Below are 19,691 nucleotides of genomic sequence, written 5' to 3' on the forward strand. Positions count from 1 at the left end.
GGTCGTCAGGCCGTGATGTCGTGGCGCAGCAGTTCGGAGATCTCGCGGCGCAGTTCGAGGAACTGCGGCTCGAGCTTCATGGCCTCGCGGCGCGGCCGTTCGAACGGCACGACGATCTCCTTCAGCACCCGCGCAGGGCGCTTGGAGAATACGAGGATGCGGTCGGCGAGGTAGAGCGCCTCTTCGATGCCGTGGGTGACGAAGAGCACCATCTTGGGCTCCGCCTCCCAGATCCGGACCAGTTCGTCCTGCAGGATGTCGCGGGTCTGGACGTCGAGGGCGCCGAAGGGCTCGTCCATCAGAAGGAGCTGCGGCTTGACGCAGAAGGCGCGCGCGATGCCGACGCGCTGCTGCATGCCGCCCGACAGCTGGTGCGGCCAGGCGTCTTCGAAGCCCTTGAGGCCGACGAGATGCAGATAGTGGCGCGCGCGCTCGAGCCGCTCCTTCCTGGGAACGCCCATTACCTCAAGCCCGAAGGCGACGTTCTCGAGCGCGCTTCTCCAGGGGAACAGGTCCGCCCCCTGGAACACCATTCCGCGGCCGGTACCGGACTTGCCCGTCACGTCCTGCCCGTCGAGCACCACGCGGCCGGCGTCCACAGACGTCAGGCCGTTGATGATCTGGAGCAGGGTCGACTTCCCGCAGCCTGACGGCCCGAGAAGCGCGACGAACTCGCCCTCCGCCACCTCGAGCGACTGGTCGATGAGGACCGGGACGCTTCCGAACGACTTCGAGACGCCGGAGACCGACAGGCTGGCCATGTCAGGCGAGGTCCTTCAGGGCCTGCTCGAGATAGGTGCGGTCGATCAGCTTGCCGAGATCGACCGTGCCCTTGAGCGCGCCGGCGTCCTTGTAGACGGGCAGCACCTTGGCGAAGGCGTCGGGGTTGAGGTCCTCCATGGCCTTCGGGAAGGCCTTGATCTCGGTCGTGAGCGTCGTCCAGACCGGCTTCAGGAACGCGTCGTCCGCGGCCTTCAGCTCCTTGGACGAGGCGTATTCGGCGACCTGGGACTTGTACCAGTCGAAGTCGTCGTCGGTCTTGCGGAACGAGCCGAGGACCGCCTTCAGAACCGCGACGGCGGCCGCCTTGTTGGCGTCGTCCTTGAGCCACGCGCCGCTCGCGATCACGCCCGCGCTCGGCCAGGAGCCGTATTCCTGCCAGGGCCGGACGAGGATCTGGTAGTTGCCCTTCTGGGCGAGCTGCGCGGCCTGCTCGACATGCATCGGCACGGCGTCGACGCGGCCGGCGACAAGCGCCCGGGCGCGGTCGCCCGACGAGCCCATCTCGATGAAGTTGATGCTCTTCGGGTCGATCTTCTGCTTCATCAGCACGCCGACCAGCATGACGTACATGAAGTCGCCGATGCTGTTGACCGCGATCGCGCCGCCGTGCTTGGCGATCTCCTCGAGGCTCTTGGTCTTGTCGGCGTTGACGACGATGACCTGCGAGGTGTTGGCGTAGGAGAGGCCGATGATCTTGAGGTCGGCGCCGGCTTCGGCGGCGGCGAGCGTCGAGGCGACGTCGGCGTCGCCGAGATCGGCAGCGCCCGCGATCACCTCCTGGGCGATCTGCGGGATTTTCGCCGTCGGACGGACTTCGGCGGCGGTGTAGCCCTCGATCTTGGCGAGGCCGGAGCGCAGCGCCGACTGCATCGGCACGTTGACGGCCGCGGCCGACGCCAGCGTGTTGATCTTGAGCGTGCGGGGGGCCGCCGCGAAGGCGCGGCCCGCGACGCCCGAGCCGAAGGCCACAAGGCCAAGGCCCGCGCCTGCTTTCAGGAGACTGCGGCGGTTCATGCTCTCGAACATCGTCAATTTCCCAGGCGTCCAGAGGGGGCTTCAGGCCTTGGTGCGGCTCGCGTACCAGGGGGCGGATCGATCGGCGACGAAGCGCAGGAGACCGGTGGCCGCGACGCTCAGCGTCATCAGGATCACGATCAGCGCGAAGAGCGGCGCGGTGGAGAGGTCGAGGCCGGCGTTGTTCAGGAGCCCGCCGAAGCCCGCGGAAATGAACATCTCCGCCGTGATCATGGCGCGCAGCGCATGGATCAGGCCGATGCGGGCCGCGATCAGCACGAAGGGATGCAGCGCCGGCAGGATGACGTAGCGGAAGCGCTGGAAATCCGAGGCGCCGAAGGAGAGCGCGACGTTGATCAGCTTCGGCGAGACGCCGCGCGCGGCCTCCGTCATGGTCGTGACCACGTACCAGACGGTCACGAAGAACACGATCGAAACGCACATCACCGGGCCGCGGCCCATCAGGATGATGAAGAGCGGGACGATGGCCGCGGCCGAGATGACGATGAACATCTGTGACCAGGGCTTCACCACCGCGAGCACGCGGTCGGAACGGCCCATCGCGACGCCGAGCGGCACGCCGACGCCCATCGCGAGCGCGTAGCCGAGCAGCATCTGCCAGCCCATCGACCAGAGCGCGGGCCAGAATTCGCCGGCCGCGAGCGTCTCGACGAGCGCATGGGCGACCTGCACGGGCGTCGCGACCAGCGCATCGCCGAGGCGAGAACCCAGGATCTGCCAGCCGACGAGCGCGAGTCCGACGCCAGCTGCGTTCACGAGGAGACGGGGCGGCCTCATGACGACGCCCCCTGCCGCCACACGCAGATGCGGCGCTCGATGAGAAGCAGGATCTCCTGCAGCGCGAGCCCGATCATGCAGAGCACCGCGAGCACGCCCAGCACCGCGGCGCTGTCGAGCCGCACCGCCGCCTGCTTCATGATCTGGCCGAGATTGACGGCCGCGAGGAAGAGCTCGGCGGTGATCATGGCGTTCACCGCCCGGACCGCGCCGATGCGCAGCGCCGTGAACAGGAACGGCAGGCTTTCGGGCAGCAGGATGTAGCGGAAGCGCTGCCAGCCGCTCGCCCCGAAGGAGCGCCCGACGTTCAGCAGCTTGCGGTCGGCGTTCTGCGCGCCGGCGCTCGTCACGATGATCATGTCGAAGGTGCACATCATGACGACGAGCGCGACCCGCGCCTCGAAGAAGAGGCCGAACCAGATCATGATGAAGGGCGCCCAGGCGACGCTCGGCACCGCGTAGACGAGGTTCACGATCGGATCGAGCAGGTCGTTGATGAGGCGCACCCGCCCCATCAGCATGCCGATCGGAATGGCGATCGCGCAGGCGATCAGGAAGCCGAGCGCCATGTGCTGCAGCGCGCCGCCGAGCGCGCGGGGCAGCTCGCCGCTCATGGTGAGCTCGACGAGGCGGTTCAGCACGCCCGTGGGCGGCGCAAGCACGAAGCTCGAATAGCCGCTCGCGATGACGTGCCAGACGCCGAGGCCCGCCACGATCGACACGAGGTAGAGCAGCATCAGCGACCGGCGGGCCGGCGCAGGAGCGCGCTTCGGACGGCCGCCGACGGCCGAAAGGGCCGCGTCCGTCATCGAGCGAGATCCTGTGACGCCAAAAACATGCGTGAAACGCCTGTCGAGCCTGCCGCGGCCACTTCCGCGGAACGGCGAGACCCTATATGACTGATCTCGGACATGTATAGTTGACTATGCAGCTTTTTGCGGGAGAGCCGGTTTTGTCGCAGCAGGACTTCGTCCCGCTTTACGTCCGCATCCAGCGCTATCTCCTCGACGAGATCGCGGCGGGCCGGCTCAGCGAGGGCGACCGCACGCCCTCCGAACCCGAGCTCGCCTCGAAGTTCGCGACCACGCGGGCGACGGTCGCGAAGGCGTTCCAGCAGCTCGTCTATGAGGGCGTGATCGTGCGCCGCGCGGGCAGCGGCACCTTCGTGGCGCGCCCCGCCATGAGCGCGCCGATCGATCTGTCCCGCGTGCGGTCATTCGAGGAGCAGCTCGCCGACCGCGGCGCCATCATCGACTACGAGGTGGTGGCGTTCGACAGCCACATGCCGACCCCGCTCGAGATCGAAGCGCTGCATCTGCGCAAGGCCGAGACCGTGTTCCGGCTCGACCGCCTGCGCGTCGTCAGCGGCGAGCGCATGAGCCTGGAGCGCCGCGTCATCCCGGGCGAGCTCGGCCGGCGCATGACGCCGATCATGATCCGCACCAAGTCGATCCACCGCATCCTCGACGAGGATTTCGGGCTTCCCGTCCTGCGCGTCGAGGGCTCGATCCGCGCCGGCGTCGCCAAGGGCGCGATCGCCGACCAGCTCGCGGTCAAGCGCGGCGCCCCGGTGCTGATCCGCGACTACGTGCTGCTGAGCGCCGACCGCCGCCCGCTGGTGCGGGGCGAGTCGTTCTACCGGGAAGACTTCCACATTGACTACGTGGTCCAGCAAGAGCTTCGCGATCGGTGATCCCGAGAGCCGCAAGGCCCTCGCGTGAGGTCGGCCGCCCGCCCCGGGCGATAGAACGGGCGGACGGCTCTCCCCACGCCTCGGGCCACGCCCGCGACGCGGGAGTGCAGCTATCCGGGACGCGCGGCGCGCGAAATCAAATCGTCACGTTCGTTTTGACGCTAATCGGCGGAAATCAGGGATCTCTAAAACCGCATCTTAAGATTTGAGCGATCAAATCGATCCGGGCGATGGTTGTCGGATATGTTACGATGTCCCCACACCTTCGCCCGGACGACGAACGGCTGCGCCTCGCGCGCCTCGACAGCTACGCGATTTTCGGCGCGCCCCCCGATCCCGAATTCGACGAGATCGCCAGGCTCGGCGCCGAGGTCTTCCAGACCCCGTTCTGCCTGATCGCGATCACCGGCGAAGAGGAGCACTGGCTGCTCGCGCGCCGGGAATTTCCGCGCCAGTCGCTCGTCCGGACGGGCGCGTTCTGCTGCTACGCCTTCGCCGCCGACGGGCCGTTCGTCTGCCTCGACGCGGCGCAGGACCCGCGCTTCGCCGGCCACCCGCTGGTGACCGGCGAACCCCACATCCGCTTCTACGCCGGCGCGGCCCTCATCGACTCCGACGGCGCGCGGCTCGGCGTGCTGTGCGTCGTCGACCGCACGCCGCGCGAGCGCTTTTCAGAACGGGAGGTGGAACTGCTGTCGACGCTCGCGCGGATCGTCTCGACCAAGCTCGAAAAGCGTCGCAAGGCGCGCGACGGGACGATCGTCCAGGGCTTCGCCGAAGCGAACTCGCTCGCGACCGTCGCGACCGACCACGTCGGACGCATCACCTTCTGGAACCCGGCCGCCGAGCGGATGTTCGGCCGCAGCCGCGACGAGGTGGTCGGCCGGTCGATCGAGATCATCATGCCCGAACGGTTCCGGGCCCAGCACGCCGCGGGCATGCGGCGCATGACCGAGAGCGGAGAGTCGCGCCTCGCCGGCAAGTCGGTCGAGGTCGTCGGCGTCGACGGCGCCGGGCGCGAATTTCCGATCGAGATCACGATCTCGTCCTGGCCGGGCGCGCGCGGCCGCGAATACGGCGCGCATGTGCAGGACATTTCGGAGCGCAAGATCCGGGAGCGCCGGCTCGAGCATCTCGCGCGGCACGATCCGCTCACCGGGCTGCTCAACAAGGCGGCGTTCGGCGAGGAAGTCGCGCGGCTGCTCGGCGAGCACGGGACCGCGACCGCGATCCGGCTCGATCTCCATCGCTTCAAGTCCATCAACGAGACCTTCGGGCACGACGTCGGCGACGCGCTGCTCCAGACCGTCGCGCTCCGGCTGCGGTCCTGCCTCGACGAGACCGCCATCGTGGGCAGGGTCGGGGCCGACGACTTCGCGGCGCTGCTTCCCCATGACGACGAGGGCGCCGCGCGCGAGGTCGCCGCACGCCTGCTGGCGCTCTTCGAGTCGCCGTTCCACGTGTCGCGCTTCGCGATCCCGCTCGCCGCCGCGATCGGTCTCGCCTTCGCCCCGGCGCACGCCGTCGAGGCCGAGGATCTGCTGGCCCGGGCGGAGTTCGCGATGCTGGGCGCGAAGCCCGAGGCCCGAAGCGCCTGCCGCGCCTTCGACGACAGCATGGCCAACCAGCTCGCCGCCCGCCGGGCCTTCAAGGACGAGCTGCGCCGCGCGACCGTGCGCGGCGAATGGGAGCTGTTCTACCAGCCCCAGGTCGCGCTCGACGACATGACGCTATCGGGCTGCGAGGCGCTGCTCCGATGGCGCCATCCGCAGCGCGGGCTGCTGAGCCCGGCCGCTTTCATGCCGACGCTGGAGACCCATCTCATCGCTTTCGACGTCGGCCGCTGGACGCTCGACGAGGCCTGCCGTCAGCTCGCCGCCTGGCGCGCCGAGGGCCGCGACGTCCCGAGGATCGCGGTCAACCTCTTCGCGGCGCACTTCCACTCAGGCGCGCTGAAGGCCGACGTCGAGGCGGCGCTCGCCCGTAACGGCCTGTCGCCCGAAGACCTCGAAATCGAGATCACGGAGACGATCGCGCTCAATTCCGACGACGACGCGATGCGCTCGCTCAGCGAACTGCGCGACATGGGCGTCGGCCTCGCGCTCGACGACTTCGGAACCGGCTTCGCGTCGCTCTCGACCCTCAAGCGCTTCCCGGTCTCGCGCCTCAAGATCGACCGCTCCTTCGTCCAGGACATCTGCGACAACGCCATGGGCCGCGCGATCGTGGAGGCCGTCGCCTCGATCGGGCGGAGCCTGTCGATCGAGGTCGTGGCCGAAGGCATCGAACGGGACGAACAGGCGCAGATGGTGCGGCGGCTCGGCTGCCAGATCGGACAGGGGTTCCTGTATTCCAAACCCCAGGCCGCAGACGCGCTGTTCGGTCAGGCTGCGGCCGGCTTCTCGGAGCGCGCCCGCGCCGTCAGGAGCCTTGCCCGATCGGGCGCCTGACGCCTAGGCTCGCAGCGCGCGGTCCATCGCGCATCGGGAACAGGCCCGTGGCTGAACGCGGCAAGGACTTCGCCGACATCGCCTACACGATGATGGTCGTGGAGAAGTCCCATTCCATCGAGGCCGTGGCCGCGGCCCTGAACATGAGCTACGCCGCGCTGCACGCCCGGCTGATCAACCGCACCTGCTTCTCGGCCGACGAGATCCGCGGCGTGATCGCCGCAGCGCCGAGCGCGAAGCTCGTCTCCTACCTGCTCGAGGGCACGCGCTTCGTCGCCGCCGACCGCGTCGAGGGCGGGCGCGACGACGTGCCGGCCGCGATCCAGCGCAGCGCCACCCATGTGGTGGTCAACGCAGCCGACATCCTGCACTCGATCGACGAGGCGCTGTCGGACCGCAGGATCGACCACCGAGAGGCGCTGTCCATTCTTGAGGGGATCGAGAACGCCCGCCGCACCCTCGCCTCGCTCAAGCTCAAGATCGAAAGCGCCGGCGTCCATCCGGCGCCGCGGCCGGACGCCGGCGGCTGAGCGCTGACGGCTCGCGTCAGTGGTCGATTTCCAGCCGGCCGCTCTGCGGGTCGAACTTCAGCAGGTTGTTCGGGCCGTTCTCGCGGTAGCCCACCACGTCGCAGCCCGACCAGATCGGCGCCTGCCCCTGCAGAGCCCAGGAGCCGGTCGCGACGCGGGCCTGCATGACCGCATAGGGCGCGGGTTCGCAGCCCTTCTTGAACACCCAGGCCGTGCCGACCATCGACGACACATAGATGCCCGGCGTTTGTTCGTTTTCGTAGACCACCAGAACGTCGCCGGGCTTGATCGTGCCCGCGATCGACGGCTTGGGACGCGAATAGCTGATGACGCCGTTGGTTCCGTCGAGAATGACCTTCGAGCCGTTGTGGTCGATCTCGATCGCCGGGAACTCCGGCTTCTCGGTGACGCGGGGGCGTCGGCCCGTCGCGAGATCGATGAGCCAGCCGCACGCCGACAGCCATCGGCCGCCCATGTAGAGCCTGTGGTCGCCCGCGCTTCCGTCGCACGCGAACTTTTCGGCGATCTTGGCCCCGCCGCGATACACGATGGTCTTGCAATTGAAGGCGCCGCAGGCGTTCGTGTTCGAGCCCTGCACGATCACCGAGCCTCCGGCGCGGGCCGCCTGCAGCTGCGGCCGGTCAACCGGCGCAGCGCTGATCAGGCCGTCGCGATCGGCCGCGATCAGCGCCGCGATTTCAGGATCCTCGGGCGAGACCGGCGCGTAAGCGTGGCGCTCGACGGCGGCGGACGCCGCGCCGGCCGAGACCGCGAACATCAGCGCAGGCAGAGCGAGCCGCGACACCCCGCGCGCCACGCGGGCAGAGACGGACGAGAAACACATTCAGACACCCCCAGTCGGTTACGGGGCGCAGTTCATCACTCAACTTGTGAGAGATTTTATCTCGACATGATTGCAATTTTAGGCAAGCCGTCCGGGCGCGCGCGTCGTCCGCAATGACGGGGGCGCGGCTTCTCGCTATGGATGGCTGCGGTCGGGCGCAAGGCCCCGATCAGGAGCAGATCGACGGAGGCGGAGCGAGCGCGTGGCGTCCGGAAGTGCGAAAGCGACTGAGGCGGTGACGAAGAGGCGCCGGATCGCCGCCACGCCCGTCGACGAAACGAAGACCTCCGACACCTCCCGACGGCAGCGGCGCGTCCTGGCGCGTAAATCCGCGATCCTCGACGCGGCGCTGACGCTGTTCTCGCAATCGGGACTGCACGGCGTCAGCGCCGAGCAGATCGCGGAGGCCGCGGACGTCTCGAAGACCAACCTGTTCTACTATTTCGCCTCGAAGGACGAGATCTATGTCGGGGTTCTGAAGCGGCTGCTCGCCGACTGGCTCGCGCCGCTTGAGGCGCTCGATCCCCAGGCTGACCCGATCCGGGCGATCGGCGACTATGTCCGCCTCAAGATGGAGATGTCGCGCGACGAACCGCGCTCGTCCCGGCTGTTCTGCCTCGAGATCGTGCAAGGCGCGCCGATGATCGGGGAGGAGCTCCGAACCTCGCTCAAGGCGCTCGTCGACCGCAAGGCCGGCGTCATCCGCGCATGGAGCGACGCGGGCAAGATCGCGCCCGTCGACCCCCACCATCTCATCTTCATGATCTGGGCCGCGACCCAGCACTATGCGGACTTCTCCGCTCAGGTGGAGGCGATCACGGGACGCACGCTGGACGACCAGAAGTTCTTCGAGGACGCGACCGAGAACGTGCTGCGCGTCGTGCTCGGAGCGCTCTCGCCGCAGCGGGCCGCGGATCCCGCATGACGCCTTCCGCGGCGCCTGTCGCCGCAACTTTCGGCACAAACCGGACCGCACGATAAAAAATCGGACCAAATGGTCCGATCAATCGACGTCCGGATCTCCGCATCGCTCGAAACTCAGGGCCGGATCAACATCTGGCACGCGCCCTGCTTAGCCTTTTCCATCTCGTGACGACGCTGCGGTTTCTGCCGCGCAGGAGGACGCGATGCAGATCGGCGTGTTCATTCCCATCGGCAACAACGGCTGGCTGATCTCCGAAACGTCGCCGCAATACAAGCCGACCTTCGAGCTCAACAAGATCGTGACGCAGACGGCCGAACGCCACGGCCTAGATTTCGTGCTCTCGATGATCAAGCTGCGCGGGTTTGGCGGGAAGACCGAGTTCTGGGACCACAATCTCGAGTCCTTCACCCTCATGGCGGGGCTCGCCGCCGTCACCACGAAGATCAAGCTCTTCGCCACCGCCGCGACGCTGGTGGTACCGCCTGCGATCGCGGCCCGCATGGCGTCCACCATCGACTCCATTTCGGGCGGCCGCTTCGGCCTCAACGTCATCACCGGCTGGCAGAAGCCGGAATATTCCCAGATGGGCGTGTGGCCGGGCGACGAGTATTTCGGCCGCCGTTACGAATATCTCTCCGAATATGTCCAGATCCTGCGCGAGCTCTGGGAGACCGGCGTCTCGGATCGGAAGAGCGAATTCTTCCAGATGGACGACTGCCGCCTGAGCCCCCGGCCGCAGGCCGACATGAAGATCATCTGCGCCGGGCAGAGCGCGGCCGGGATGGCGTTTTCCGCCCAATACGCCGACTATAATTTCTGCTTCGGCAAGGGTTTCAACACCCCGACGGCCTTCGCCCCGACCGCGGCGAAGCTCGCGGAGGCGGCTGCGAAGACGGGGCGAAACGTCACCTCCTTCGCGCTCTTCATGATCATCGCCGACGAGACCGACGAGGCCGCCCGCGCCAAGTGGGAGCTCTACAAGTCGGGCGCCGACCAGGACGCGCTTAAATGGCTCGTCGACCAGTCGAACGTCGACAAGTCCTCCGGGGCCGACACCAACGTGAAGCAGATGATCGAGCCGACCTCGGCGGTGAACATCAACATGGGAACGCTGGTCGGCTCCTATGAGACCGTCGCGACGCTGCTCGACGAGGTCTCGACCGTGCCCGGCTGCGAGGGCGTGCTGCTGACCTTCGACGACTTCATCAAGGGCGTCGACGAGTTCGGAACGCGCATCCAGCCGCTGATGAAGAGCCGCGCCGGGATCGCCGCGCCGGCGCCCGAACTGGCGGCGGTCTGATGGCGGCGCCCCTCCACGCCGGCTATGCGCTCGGCGACTCAGCCGACGCAGCTATCGTGCCGGCGCGCCCCGAGCCGCTGTCGCTGAAGCCCGCCGAGACCGCGGTGATCGTCGTCGACATGCAGAACGCCTACGCCTCGAAAGGCGGCTATGTCGACATCGCCGGCTTCGACGTGTCGAAGACCGCCAAGGTCATCGGCAAGATCGGCCAGGTGCTCGACGCCGCGCGCGCGGCCGGCGTCGCCATCGTGCATTTCCAGAACGGCTGGGATCCGGCCTATGTCGAGGCCGGCGGGCCGGGCTCGCCCAATTGGCACAAGTCCAACGCGCTCAAAACCATGCGCGCCCGGCCGGAGCTCGAAGGCCAGCTGCTCGCCAAGGGCGGCTGGGACTACGCGATCGTCGACGAGCTGAAGCCGCAGCCGGGCGACATCCTGATCCCGAAGACGCGCTACAGCGGTTTCTTCAACACCAATGTGGACAGCGTTCTGCGCGCCCGCGGGATCCGCACGCTCGTCTTCGTGGGCGTCGCCACCAATGTCTGCGTCGAGAGTTCGCTCCGCGACGCGTTTCATCTCGAGTATTTCGGCCTGATGCTCGAGGACGCGGTCAATCATCTCGGCCCCGACTACATCCGCGACGCCAGCCTCTACAACATCGAGAAATTCTTTGGCTGGGTGTCCACCGCCGCCGACTTCTGCGGCGCGATCTCCCAGCACGCCGCCGAGGCGCAAGACGACCGATGACTGAGAGGCCTGGATCTCCGCCGCTGCGTGCTTCGAGACGCCGCCCTGCGGACGGCTCCTCAACATGAGGGAGGTTTGCGCTTTAGCGCCCTCAACAATCCTCATGCTGAGGAGCCCGCGCAGCGGGCGTCTCGAAGCACGCACATCGCCAACGCCTCCGACCACACAGGTTTTGAGAAGCCCGCCATGCCCAAGACCATCGTAACGCCGCCCGGGACCGGAAAGCCGATCGCGCCGTTCTCGCCCGGAACGCTCGCCGACGGCGTGCTCTACGTGTCCGGCACCCTGCCCTTCGACAAGGACAACACCGTCGTCCATGTCGGCGACGCCTCCGCGCAGACGCGACATGTTCTGGAGATCATCAAGTCGGTGATCGAGACCGCCGGCGGCACGATGGACGACGTGACCTTCAACCACATCTTCCTCACCGACTGGGCCAACTATGCGGCGATGAACGCGGTCTACGCCGAGTATTTCCCGGGCGAGAAGCCCGCGCGCTACTGCATTCAGTGCGGACTGGTGAAGCCCGACGCGCTCGTCGAGATCGCCTCGATCGCGCATATCGGCAAGGCCTGACGTTGAACTACACATCGACTGGCCGCGAAGGCGCGGAGACGGTGCTTCTATCGACGGGGCTCGGCGGCTTCGGCGCGTTCTGGAAGCCTCAGCTCGCCGCGCTCGAGCAGCGCTTCCGCGTGATCGTCTACGACCACCGCGGCTGCGGCGCGAACGCCGGCCCGCTGCCCAACGGCTATGCGATCGCGCACATGGCCGACGACGTCGTGGAGATCCTCGACGCGGCGGGCGTCGGCCGCTGTCATTTCGCCGGCCACGCGCTCGGCGGGCTGGTGGGGCTCGAGCTTGCGCTCAAGTCCCCGGAGAGGCTCGCGACCCTGACCCTCGTCAACGCCTGGGCCGCGGTCTCCCTGCATACGCTGCGCTGCTTCGAGGCGCGGCTCGCGCTGCTGCGGCATGTCGGGGTCGAGGCCTATGTGAAGGCGCAGCCGATCTTCCTCTATTCCGCGGCCCATGCGGCGGCCAACGCCGAGGCGATCGACCGCGAGGTCGCGCACGCCATCGCGGCGTTCCAGGGCGAAGAAACCCTGCTGAGGCGCGTCTCCGCGCTTTCGGCCTTCGACGTCCGCGACCGGCTTGGCGAGATCGCCGTCCCGACGCTTGTCGCCGCCTCCCGCGACGACGTGCTCGCGCCCTGGACCGCCTCGCGCGATCTCGCCGAACGATTGCCCGCAGCAGAGCTCTGGATGGCCGAGAGCGGCGGCCACGCGTTCACGGTCGTCGATCCAAAGCCCTTCAATGATGTGCTGTTGCACTTTCTTGCGAAGGGCGGCATGCCGGCGTCTTCCTCGAACGCCGCCGACGGCCTCTCATGATCGACACGCTCATCCGCGACGCGACCCTGCCCGACGGCCGCAAGGGGATCGACCTTGCGATGTCGGGCGGGAAGATCACGGCGATCGAGCGCGGGATCGCGGCGGAGGCCGGCGAGATCGTCGACGCCGCCGGGCGGCTCGTCTCGCCGCCCTTCGTCGATCCGCATTTCCACATGGACGCGACGCTGTCGCTCGGCAGCCCTCGCCTCAACGTATCCGGCACCCTGCTCGAGGGCATCGCGCTCTGGGGCGAGCTGAAGCCGCTGCTCACCCATGACGCCATGGTCGAGCGGGCGCTGCGCTATTGCGACCTCGCGGTCGCCCAAGGCCTGCTCGCGATCCGCAGCCATGTCGACGTCTCGGACCCGCGGCTCCTCACCGTCGAGGCGCTGCTCGACGTTCGCGAGCGGGTGAAGCCCTACATCGACCTCCAGCTCGTCGCCTTCCCGCAGCACGGCTATTTTCGCAGCGGCGGCGCGGTCGCGGCGCTCGAAAAGGCGCTCGACATGGGAGTCGAGGTCATCGGCGGCATCCCGCATTTCGAACGCACCATGGCGGACGGGACGGCGTCGGTCGAAGCGCTCTGCCGGCTCGCCGCGGAGCGCGGCCTGCGCGTCGATCTCCATTGCGACGAGAGCGACGATCCGCTGTCGCGCCATGTCGAGACGCTGGCGGCCGAGACGGTTCGGCACGGGCTGCAGGGCCGCGTGGTCGGCTCGCACTGCACCTCCATGCACTCGATGGACAACTACTACGCCTCGAAGCTGATCTCGCTGATTGCGGAGGCGGAGCTCTCGGTCGTCGCCAATCCGCTGATCAACATCACGCTTCAGGGCCGGCACGACAGCTATCCAAAGCGCCGCGGCATGACGCGCGTGCCCGAATTGAAGGCGGCCGGGGTCAACGTCGCCTTCGGGCACGACTGCGTCATGGACCCCTGGTACTCGCTCGGGAGCGGCGACATGCTCGAGGTCGCCCATATGGCGATCCACGCCGCCCCCATGACCTCGCGGGAGGCGATGCGCGGCGCCTTCGACAGCGTCACGATCAACGGCGCCAAGGCCATGGGGCTTGAGGGCTACGGCCTCTCGGTCGGCGCGAGCGCCGACCTCGTGATGCTGCAGGCCGCCGACCCGATCGAGGCCATCCGCCTCAAAGCCACGCGTCTCCTCGTGATGAAGGCCGGCAAGGTTCTTGCCCGCGCGGCGCCGCGCGTTTCGGAGCTTTCGATCTCAGGCCGTCCGCCGATCGTCGACGCCTCGGCCTATGCGCCGCGACTTGATCAGGAATCGGACTGACGGCGCCGAAGTCTTCGTCTTGACGTGAACAGGCGGGCCCGGAAGCCTGTCTTCGAAACGACCGCGACGGTCCGGGGATCGCGGCTCAGGAAAGCATGTCCGACATGGTCCATTTCATGAACCGCAGAGACGTTCTCGCGCTCACGGCCGGCGGCGCCGCGGCGCTCGCGCTTGGGGGCCGCGGCTTCGCGCAAGGGACCAAGATCAAGGTTGCGGGGCTGCATTCGAGCCCGGTCGAGAACGCCTGGAACTCGCGCCTCCACGAGGCGATGCTCGAGGCCGCCAAGGACGGCGTCATCGAATACGTGTTCTCCGAAGGCGTGGCGGGCACCGACTATCCCCGCGCCATGCGCGAATACGCCGAGCAGGGCCACCAGCTGATCGTCGGCGAGTCCTACGCCGCCGAGACCGAAGCAAGGCAGGTCGCCGCCGACTATCCGAAGGTAAGCTTCCTGATGGGCTCGAGCGCGGGCCCCGCCGGCCCGAACTTCGGCGTGTTCGGCACCTGGAACCACGAGGCCGCCTATCTCACCGGCATGCTCGCGGGCAAGACCAGCAAGTCCGGCAAGTTCGGTTCGGTCGGCGCGATCCCGATCCCGGAGATCAACAACACCATCAACGCCTTCCGCGCCGGCGTGAAGGAGACGCGGCCCGACGCTGTGTTCCTCAACGGCTTCATCGGCACCTTCTTCGATCCGCCCAAGGCCAAGGAGGCGGGCCTCGCGCAGATCGACGCCGGCGCCGACATCCTGTTCGGCGAGCGCATCGGCACGGCGGACGCGGCCAAGGACAAAAACGTTCTGTCGATCGGCTCGCTGCGCGATTATTCCCCGCGCTATCCCAAGACCGTGTTCGCCAACGCCATGTGGTACTTCCGGCCGATCCTCGACGGGGCGCTCGCCGACATCCGCGCAGGCAAGCCCACGGGGCAGGACTACAGCCCCTTCAGCTTCATGGCGAAGGGCGGCAACGACGTGCTGTTCGACAAGGAGCTGGTTCCCGCCGAGGCGGTCGCCCTGATGGAAGCCAAGCGCAAGGCGATCAAGGAGGGGAGCTTCACGGTGCCGGTCGACAATTCGGAGCCGTCCTGACGGTTGGCTTCAACATGAAGGCGCCTGGCTCAAACGAACTGCGTGCTTCGAGACGCCGTCCTGCGGACGGCTCCTAGAGCCATGAGGGAGGTTTGCGTTCCGGCGTCCCAAAACGGTCCTCATGCTGAGGAGCCCGCCACCGGCGGGCGTCTCGAAGCACGCAGTCGGCCGATCCGACGCGCTGTTTCCGAAGACGTTGCTGCTGGCGGCGTCTCACGATGACCGACCCGGTCCTGCGCCTCGAAGGGATCACCAAGCGCTTTGGCGCGCTTCTCGCCAATGACGGGATCTCGCTCGAGCTCGCCCGCGGCGAGGTGCTGGCCCTGCTCGGCGAGAACGGCGCGGGAAAGACCACGCTGATGAACATCCTGTTCGGCCACTACGCGGCCGACGAGGGCAGCGTCTCGGTCTTCGGCAGGGAGCTGCCGCCCGGCCATCCGCGCGCCGCGATCGAGGCCGGCGTCGGCATGGTGCACCAGCATTTCGCGCTCGCGCCCAACCTCACCGTCATCGAGAACGTGGTGGCGGGAACCGAGCCGCTCTGGGGTTGGCGCTCCCGCCGCTCTGCGGCGCGAAAAAAGCTCGCCGAACTTTCAAGTCGCTTCGGCCTCGCGGTCGATCCGGACCGGCTGGTCTCCGAGCTGTCGGTCGGCGAGCGCCAGCGGGTCGAGATCCTCAAACCCCTCTATCGCGACGCAAAAATCCTGATCCTCGACGAGCCGACCGCGGTGCTGACGCCGGCGGAGTCCGAGAGCCTGTTCGCTGCGCTGAAAACCATGGCGGCCGAGGGGCTGTCGCTGATCTTCATCTCCCACAAGCTGCATGAGGTGATGCGCAGCGCGGACCGCGTCGCGGTGCTGCGCGGCGGCCGAAAGATCGCCGAGCGCCGGACCTCCGAGACGAGCGTCGACGAACTCGCCGAGCTGATGGTCGGCCGCCGCGTCAGCCGCCCGACGCGGACCGCGCAGGAGCCGGGCGCGCCAATGCTCGCCGGCCGCGACCTCGGTTTCGCGAAGGGCGGGCGGACGCTCGTCGAGGCTGCGAGCTTTGAGCTCCGCGCCGGCGAGGTGCTCGGGATCATCGGCGTGTCGGGCAACGGCCAGTCGTCGCTGGTCGAGATGGTCTGCGGCTGCGAGGCGCCCGCCTCGGGCGAGATCGCGTATTTCGGCGAGACGCAAGCGACCGCCTCGCCCCGCGGGCTCGTGGCCTCGGGCGTCGGCCGCGTGCCGGAGGACCGCCACGCGCAAGGCGCGGTGGGCGAGCTCACCCTCTGGGAGAACGCCGTGCTGGAGCGGTTGAAGGAGCCGCGCTTTCGCCGCCTCGGTTTCGTGCGGCGCGCGGAGGCCCGCGGTTTTGCGACGGACGTCATCACGCGGTTCGACGTGCGCGGCGGCGGGCCCGAGACCCCCACCCGTCTGCTCTCGGGCGGCAACATGCAGAAGATGATTCTGGGCCGGAACCTCGCCTCGGACCCAAGAATCCTGATCGCCGCGCAGCCGACGCGCGGGCTCGACGAGGGCGCGGTCGCGGGCGTGCACGCCGAGATTCTCAAAGCCCGCGCCTCCGGCATGGGCGTGCTGCTGGTCTCCGAAGACCTCGACGAGGTGCTGGGCCTCGCCGACCGCGTGCAGGCCATGGTCAAAGGCCGCCTGTCGCCGCCGGTCCCGGTCGAACAGCTCGACGCCCGCCGGCTCGGGCGCATGATGGCCGGCGTCTGGGACGAGGCGGCGTGATGCGTCTCGAACGGCGCGCGAGCGTTCCCCCGATCCTCTATGTGGCCGCCCCGCTCGCCGCGGTCATGGTCGCGCTCGCGATCTCAGGCGCGCTGATCGCGCTCGCGGGCGCGTCCGTGCCGGAGGCTTATCGGCGCATGGCGATCGGCGCCTTCGGCTCCCGCCTCGCCATCACCGAGACGCTGACGCGGGCCACCCCCCTCATCCTCACGGGGCTTGCGGCCGCGGTGGCGTTCCGCGCCCGGCTCTGGAACATCGGCGCGGAGGGGCAGTTCTACATCGCGGCGCTCGCCACCGCCGCGCTCGGCGGCGCGGCCTCGGCCGGCGGGCTGCTGCCCGGGCCGCTGCTGATCCCGTTCCTCATGATCTGCGGCGCGGCCGTCGGCGCCATGCTCCTCCTCGCGCCGCTGGCCTTGCGCCTGCGCTTCGGCGTCGACGAGGTGGTGGTGACGCTGCTGCTGAACTTTGTCGTGCTGCTCTTCGTCTCGATGATGATCGACGGGCCATTGCGCGACCGCATGGCCTTCGGCTGGCCGCAATCGGTGCGCGTCTCGCCCGAGGCGGCGCTGCCGAAGCTCTGGCAGGGCACGCGGCTCCATGTCGGCCTTCTGGTCGCGGTCGCGATGAGCGTCGTGGTCTGGATCATCCAGTCACGCACGGCCTTCGGGCTCGAGGCCAAGGCCGCGGGCTTCAACCCGCGCGCCGCCGCCTTCGCCGGGGTGCCGATCCCGAAGGTGCTGGTCGGCGTCGCGTGCCTCTCGGGCGGCCTTGCGGGCCTCGCCGGCGCGATCGAGGTGATGGGGGTGAAGGGCTATGTCACCACCGACCTCTCGCCCGGCTTCGGCTATGCCGGGATCGTGGTCGCGATGCTGGCGGCGCTCAATCCGATCGGGGTCGTGGCCGCCTCTCTCTTCGTCGCCGCCACCTTCGTCGGCGTCGACGGCATGAGCCGGGCGCTGAAGGTCCCGAGCTTCATCGCGGACGTGACCGTCGCGCTGTCGCTGCTCTGCGTCCTCGTCGCCCTGACGCTCGTCACCTACCGGATCCGGCGATGAGCGAGACCCTCGACATCCTCGCGAGCGCGAGCCTCTGGGCGGCGGTCCTGCGGATCGCGACGCCGCTGCTGTTCGGCGTGCTGGGCGCGCTCTTGTGCGAGCGCTCCGGCGTCCTGAACCTCGGCATCGAGGGGATCATGACCTTCGGCGCGATGATCGCGTGGCTGACCGTCTTCAAGACCGGCGACCTGTGGTTCGGCCTCGCGGCGGCGCTCGCCTGCGGGGCGCTGTTCGGGCTGCTGCATGGGGGGCTCACCGTCGTGCTCGGGCTGTCGCAGCATGTCGCGGGGCTCGGCGTCACGCTGCTCGGATCGAGCCTCAGCTACTATCTCTACCGCCTCGCGATCCCGGTCTCGGGCAGCCCGCCCACCATCACGCCGTTCCAGCCGCTCAAGATCCCGCTGCTCTCGGACATCCCTCTGCTCGGCGAGGCGCTGTTCTCGCAGACCGCGCCCACCTATCTCGCGATCCTCCTCACGCTCGCCGTCGCCTATGCGCTGGCGAAGACGCCGCTTGGCCTCGCCATCCGGCTCGTGGGCGAGAACCCGCATGCGGCCGAAGCGCAGGGGCTCGACCCCATCCGCCTGCGCATCGGCGTGGTGGCGTTCGGCAGCGCGCTGATGGCGCTCGGCGGGGCGTTTCTCACGACCGCGGCCTTCAACAGCTTCTTCCCCACGATGGTCCAGGGCCGCGGCTGGGTGTGCATCGCGCTCGTGGTGTTCGCCTCGTGGATGCCCCTGCGGGCGCTCGGAGGCGCGCTGCTGTTCGCCTTCTTCGACGCCTTCCAGCTCCGCCTCCAGCACGTCACGGGCAAGGCCGCGCCCTATCAGCTCTTCCTGATGATCCCCTACCTGATGTCGATCGCGGCTCTCGTCGTCTTCGCCCGGCGCGCGAAGGTGCCCCAGGCGCTGATGCAGCCCTATCGCCGCGGCGAGCGATGAGGCGCCGGCCGCGGCGTTTCGCAGCCCGGCCCATGGACGTCGCGAAGCTGCGCTCGATATGCCCTCCAAAACACAACGATGGAGGGCGGACGGTTGAGCTGTTTCTGGAACGCGCGCAGCGGCGCGGCGGCGGCGAGCATGGCGCTTACGATCGGACTTGCGTTCAGCGCGCCGGCGAGCGCCACCGACGTCATCCCTCTGCCCGAGAGCCACGCCTTCCCCGAAAACGTCGCGGCGACGGCTGAAGGCGTGCTCTACGTCTCGAGCTTCCGCGACGGCGGGGTGCTGAAGATCGCGCCCGGCTCGACGCCGGTCCCGTTCTTCAAGCCGGGCGAACACGGGACGCGCTCGACCTTCGGGCTGCTGATCGACGAGAAGACCAGAACGCTCTGGGTCGCCTCCAACGACATCTCGGCGATCGGCGTCAAGGGACCGGGCGACGTCGAGGGCGCCTGGGTGAAGGGCTTCGATCTCGACGGCGGCGCGCCGAAATTCAGCGCGAAACTGCCGGCGGACGCCGCAGTCGCGAACGACTTCGCGCTCGGCGACGACGGGACCCTCTACGTCACCAACACCCGCGGACCGCAGATCTTCCGGCTCGCGCCGGACGCCAAGGCCTTCGAGGTCTTCGTCGAGGACGAGCGGCTCAAGGGCGGCCTCGACGGGATCGCGTTCGACGAGTCCGGCGCGCTCTACGTCAACACCTACATGTCGGGCGAGCTGTTCCGCATCGACATGAAGGCCGGAAAGCCCGGCGCGATCACCAAGCTCAAGACGTCGCGCCCGCTGAAGCATCCCGACGGCATGCGGGCGATCCCGGGCGGCTTCCTGATGGTCGAGGGCGGCGGCGCGCTCGACCGCGTCACCGTTTCGGGCGACGAAGCCAAGATCGAGACCTTGAAGGACTTCGCCGGCCCGACCGGCGTCGCGGTGGTCGGCGACAAGGTCTGGGTGAGCGAAGGCCAGCTCGCCTGGCTCAGCGACAAGGACAAGAAGGGCAAGCCGCTGCCGAGCTTCCAGCTCCGCGCGACGGCGCTGCCCAAGGACTGAGACGGCGAGCCGGCGAGGGTCCGCTCAATAAACCGTGGGGCGCGGTTGC

Annotated in this window: 19 protein-coding genes; 14 read left to right on the top strand and 5 right to left on the bottom strand. The window is 68.4% G+C overall.

The features are described 5' to 3' along the window. Positions 1–5: 5 nt before the first annotated feature. Genes ACFOWB_RS00530 through ACFOWB_RS00545 form a run of 4 tightly spaced genes read right to left on the bottom strand, consistent with a single transcriptional unit; the run spans position 6 to position 3,404 of the window. Positions 6–761 (bottom strand): ABC transporter ATP-binding protein, encoded by a 756-nt coding sequence (locus ACFOWB_RS00530; RefSeq protein ID WP_261401807.1) that lies wholly within the window; start codon positions 759–761, stop codon positions 6–8. Between the two features lies 1 nt (position 762). Further along, positions 763–1,809 (bottom strand): ABC transporter substrate-binding protein, encoded by a 1,047-nt coding sequence (locus tag ACFOWB_RS00535; protein WP_261401806.1) that lies wholly within the window; start codon positions 1,807–1,809, stop codon positions 763–765. Positions 1,810–1,839: 30 nt separating this feature from the next. Next, positions 1,840–2,595, bottom strand: coding sequence for an ABC transporter permease (locus ACFOWB_RS00540; protein ID WP_378145086.1), 756 nt, complete (start codon positions 2,593–2,595; stop codon positions 1,840–1,842). Beyond that, positions 2,592–3,404, bottom strand: a complete 813-nt coding sequence (locus tag ACFOWB_RS00545; RefSeq protein WP_261401803.1) for an ABC transporter permease — start codon at positions 3,402–3,404, stop codon at positions 2,592–2,594. The genes ACFOWB_RS00540 and ACFOWB_RS00545 overlap by 4 nt, the downstream gene beginning before the upstream one ends. A 143-nt stretch (positions 3,405–3,547) precedes the next feature. On the opposite strand from ACFOWB_RS00545, the gene ACFOWB_RS00550 reads away from it, so the two are divergent. From ACFOWB_RS00550 to ACFOWB_RS00560, 3 genes are all read left to right on the top strand, one after another. Beyond that, positions 3,548–4,288: a GntR family transcriptional regulator gene (locus tag ACFOWB_RS00550; RefSeq protein WP_378145088.1), complete on the top strand. Its 741-nt coding sequence runs from the start codon at positions 3,548–3,550 to the stop codon at positions 4,286–4,288. Positions 4,289–4,539: 251 nt separating this feature from the next. Beyond that, positions 4,540–6,738, top strand: a complete 2,199-nt coding sequence (locus tag ACFOWB_RS00555; protein WP_378145090.1) for a putative bifunctional diguanylate cyclase/phosphodiesterase — start codon at positions 4,540–4,542, stop codon at positions 6,736–6,738. 47 nt (positions 6,739–6,785) lie between these two features. Further along, complete coding sequence (locus tag ACFOWB_RS00560; protein WP_261401799.1) at positions 6,786–7,268, top strand: phage regulatory CII family protein; 483 nt, start codon at positions 6,786–6,788, stop codon at positions 7,266–7,268. 16 nt (positions 7,269–7,284) lie between these two features. On the opposite strand, the gene ACFOWB_RS00565 is transcribed toward ACFOWB_RS00560, so the two are convergent. Further along, positions 7,285–8,112, bottom strand: a complete 828-nt coding sequence (locus ACFOWB_RS00565) for a hypothetical protein (protein ID WP_261401798.1) — start codon at positions 8,110–8,112, stop codon at positions 7,285–7,287. Between the two features lie 235 nt (positions 8,113–8,347). Here ACFOWB_RS00565 and rutR point away from each other — a divergent pair, with 235 nt between their 5' ends. From rutR to ACFOWB_RS00620, 11 genes are all read left to right on the top strand, one after another. Further along, positions 8,348–9,037 (top strand): HTH-type transcriptional regulator RutR, encoded by a 690-nt coding sequence (gene rutR, locus ACFOWB_RS00570; RefSeq protein WP_378145093.1) that lies wholly within the window; start codon positions 8,348–8,350, stop codon positions 9,035–9,037. A gap of 202 nt (positions 9,038–9,239) precedes the next feature. After that, positions 9,240–10,337 carry a pyrimidine utilization protein A gene (gene rutA, locus ACFOWB_RS00575; RefSeq protein ID WP_378145095.1) on the top strand — a complete coding sequence of 366 codons (1,098 nt, stop codon included), beginning with the start codon at positions 9,240–9,242 and terminating at the stop codon, positions 10,335–10,337. Next, positions 10,337–11,083 (top strand): pyrimidine utilization protein B, encoded by a 747-nt coding sequence (rutB, locus tag ACFOWB_RS00580; RefSeq protein WP_261401796.1) that lies wholly within the window; start codon positions 10,337–10,339, stop codon positions 11,081–11,083. The genes rutA and rutB overlap by 1 nt, the downstream gene beginning before the upstream one ends. A 186-nt stretch (positions 11,084–11,269) precedes the next feature. Further along, entirely contained in the window at positions 11,270–11,659 is a 390-nt protein-coding gene (rutC, locus tag ACFOWB_RS00585) for a pyrimidine utilization protein C (RefSeq protein WP_261401795.1), read from the top strand. 2 nt (positions 11,660–11,661) lie between these two features. Then, positions 11,662–12,474 carry a pyrimidine utilization protein D gene (gene rutD / locus ACFOWB_RS00590; RefSeq protein WP_378145098.1) on the top strand — a complete coding sequence of 271 codons (813 nt, stop codon included), beginning with the start codon at positions 11,662–11,664 and terminating at the stop codon, positions 12,472–12,474. After that, the gene (locus tag ACFOWB_RS00595; RefSeq protein WP_378145100.1) at positions 12,471–13,772 is read left to right on the top strand and encodes an amidohydrolase family protein; all 1,302 of its coding nucleotides are present in this window, start codon (positions 12,471–12,473) and stop codon (positions 13,770–13,772) included. Before rutD ends, ACFOWB_RS00595 begins: the two co-directional genes overlap by 4 nt. A 116-nt stretch (positions 13,773–13,888) precedes the next feature. After that, a complete protein-coding gene (locus ACFOWB_RS00600; RefSeq protein ID WP_261405786.1) occupies positions 13,889–14,863 on the top strand; it encodes a BMP family protein in 975 nt (324 codons plus the stop codon). A gap of 218 nt (positions 14,864–15,081) precedes the next feature. Continuing rightward, positions 15,082–16,596 carry an ABC transporter ATP-binding protein gene (locus ACFOWB_RS00605; protein ID WP_378145102.1) on the top strand — a complete coding sequence of 505 codons (1,515 nt, stop codon included), beginning with the start codon at positions 15,082–15,084 and terminating at the stop codon, positions 16,594–16,596. Further along, positions 16,596–17,651, top strand: coding sequence for an ABC transporter permease (locus ACFOWB_RS00610; protein WP_261401792.1), 1,056 nt, complete (start codon positions 16,596–16,598; stop codon positions 17,649–17,651). Before ACFOWB_RS00605 ends, ACFOWB_RS00610 begins: the two co-directional genes overlap by 1 nt. Beyond that, complete coding sequence (locus tag ACFOWB_RS00615; RefSeq protein WP_261401791.1) at positions 17,648–18,592, top strand: ABC transporter permease; 945 nt, start codon at positions 17,648–17,650, stop codon at positions 18,590–18,592. Before ACFOWB_RS00610 ends, ACFOWB_RS00615 begins: the two co-directional genes overlap by 4 nt. Before the next feature lie 93 nt (positions 18,593–18,685). Continuing rightward, on the top strand, positions 18,686–19,642 hold the full coding sequence (locus ACFOWB_RS00620; protein WP_378145105.1) for a hypothetical protein: 957 nt from the start codon (positions 18,686–18,688) through the stop codon (positions 19,640–19,642). The last annotated feature ends 49 nt before the right edge of the window (positions 19,643–19,691 follow it).

Source organism: Chenggangzhangella methanolivorans (assembly GCF_042648545.1).
In the GTDB taxonomy this organism is placed as follows: domain Bacteria; phylum Pseudomonadota; class Alphaproteobacteria; order Rhizobiales; family Methylopilaceae; genus Methylopila; species Methylopila methanolivorans.

Bases quoted from the DNA above. Each gene is read 5' to 3' on its own strand.
- ACFOWB_RS00530 (WP_261401807.1), bottom strand. From the start codon at position 761: ATGGCCAGCCTGTCGGTCTCCGGCGTCTCGAAGTCGTTCGGAAGCGTC.
- rutA (WP_378145095.1), top strand. From the start codon at position 9,240: ATGCAGATCGGCGTGTTCATTCCCATCGGCAACAACGGCTGGCTGATC.
- rutC (WP_261401795.1), top strand. From the start codon at position 11,270: ATGCCCAAGACCATCGTAACGCCGCCCGGGACCGGAAAGCCGATCGCG.
- ACFOWB_RS00600 (WP_261405786.1), top strand. From the start codon at position 13,889: ATGAACCGCAGAGACGTTCTCGCGCTCACGGCCGGCGGCGCCGCGGCG.
- ACFOWB_RS00595 (WP_378145100.1), top strand. From the start codon at position 12,471: ATGATCGACACGCTCATCCGCGACGCGACCCTGCCCGACGGCCGCAAG.
- ACFOWB_RS00540 (WP_378145086.1), bottom strand. From the start codon at position 2,595: ATGAGGCCGCCCCGTCTCCTCGTGAACGCAGCTGGCGTCGGACTCGCG.
- ACFOWB_RS00555 (WP_378145090.1), top strand. From the start codon at position 4,540: ATGTCCCCACACCTTCGCCCGGACGACGAACGGCTGCGCCTCGCGCGC.
- ACFOWB_RS00615 (WP_261401791.1), top strand. From the start codon at position 17,648: ATGAGCGAGACCCTCGACATCCTCGCGAGCGCGAGCCTCTGGGCGGCG.
- ACFOWB_RS00610 (WP_261401792.1), top strand. From the start codon at position 16,596: ATGCGTCTCGAACGGCGCGCGAGCGTTCCCCCGATCCTCTATGTGGCC.
- ACFOWB_RS00605 (WP_378145102.1), top strand. From the start codon at position 15,082: ATGACCGACCCGGTCCTGCGCCTCGAAGGGATCACCAAGCGCTTTGGC.
- rutB (WP_261401796.1), top strand. From the start codon at position 10,337: ATGGCGGCGCCCCTCCACGCCGGCTATGCGCTCGGCGACTCAGCCGAC.
- ACFOWB_RS00565 (WP_261401798.1), bottom strand. From the start codon at position 8,112: ATGTGTTTCTCGTCCGTCTCTGCCCGCGTGGCGCGCGGGGTGTCGCGG.
- ACFOWB_RS00545 (WP_261401803.1), bottom strand. From the start codon at position 3,404: ATGACGGACGCGGCCCTTTCGGCCGTCGGCGGCCGTCCGAAGCGCGCT.
- ACFOWB_RS00535 (WP_261401806.1), bottom strand. From the start codon at position 1,809: ATGTTCGAGAGCATGAACCGCCGCAGTCTCCTGAAAGCAGGCGCGGGC.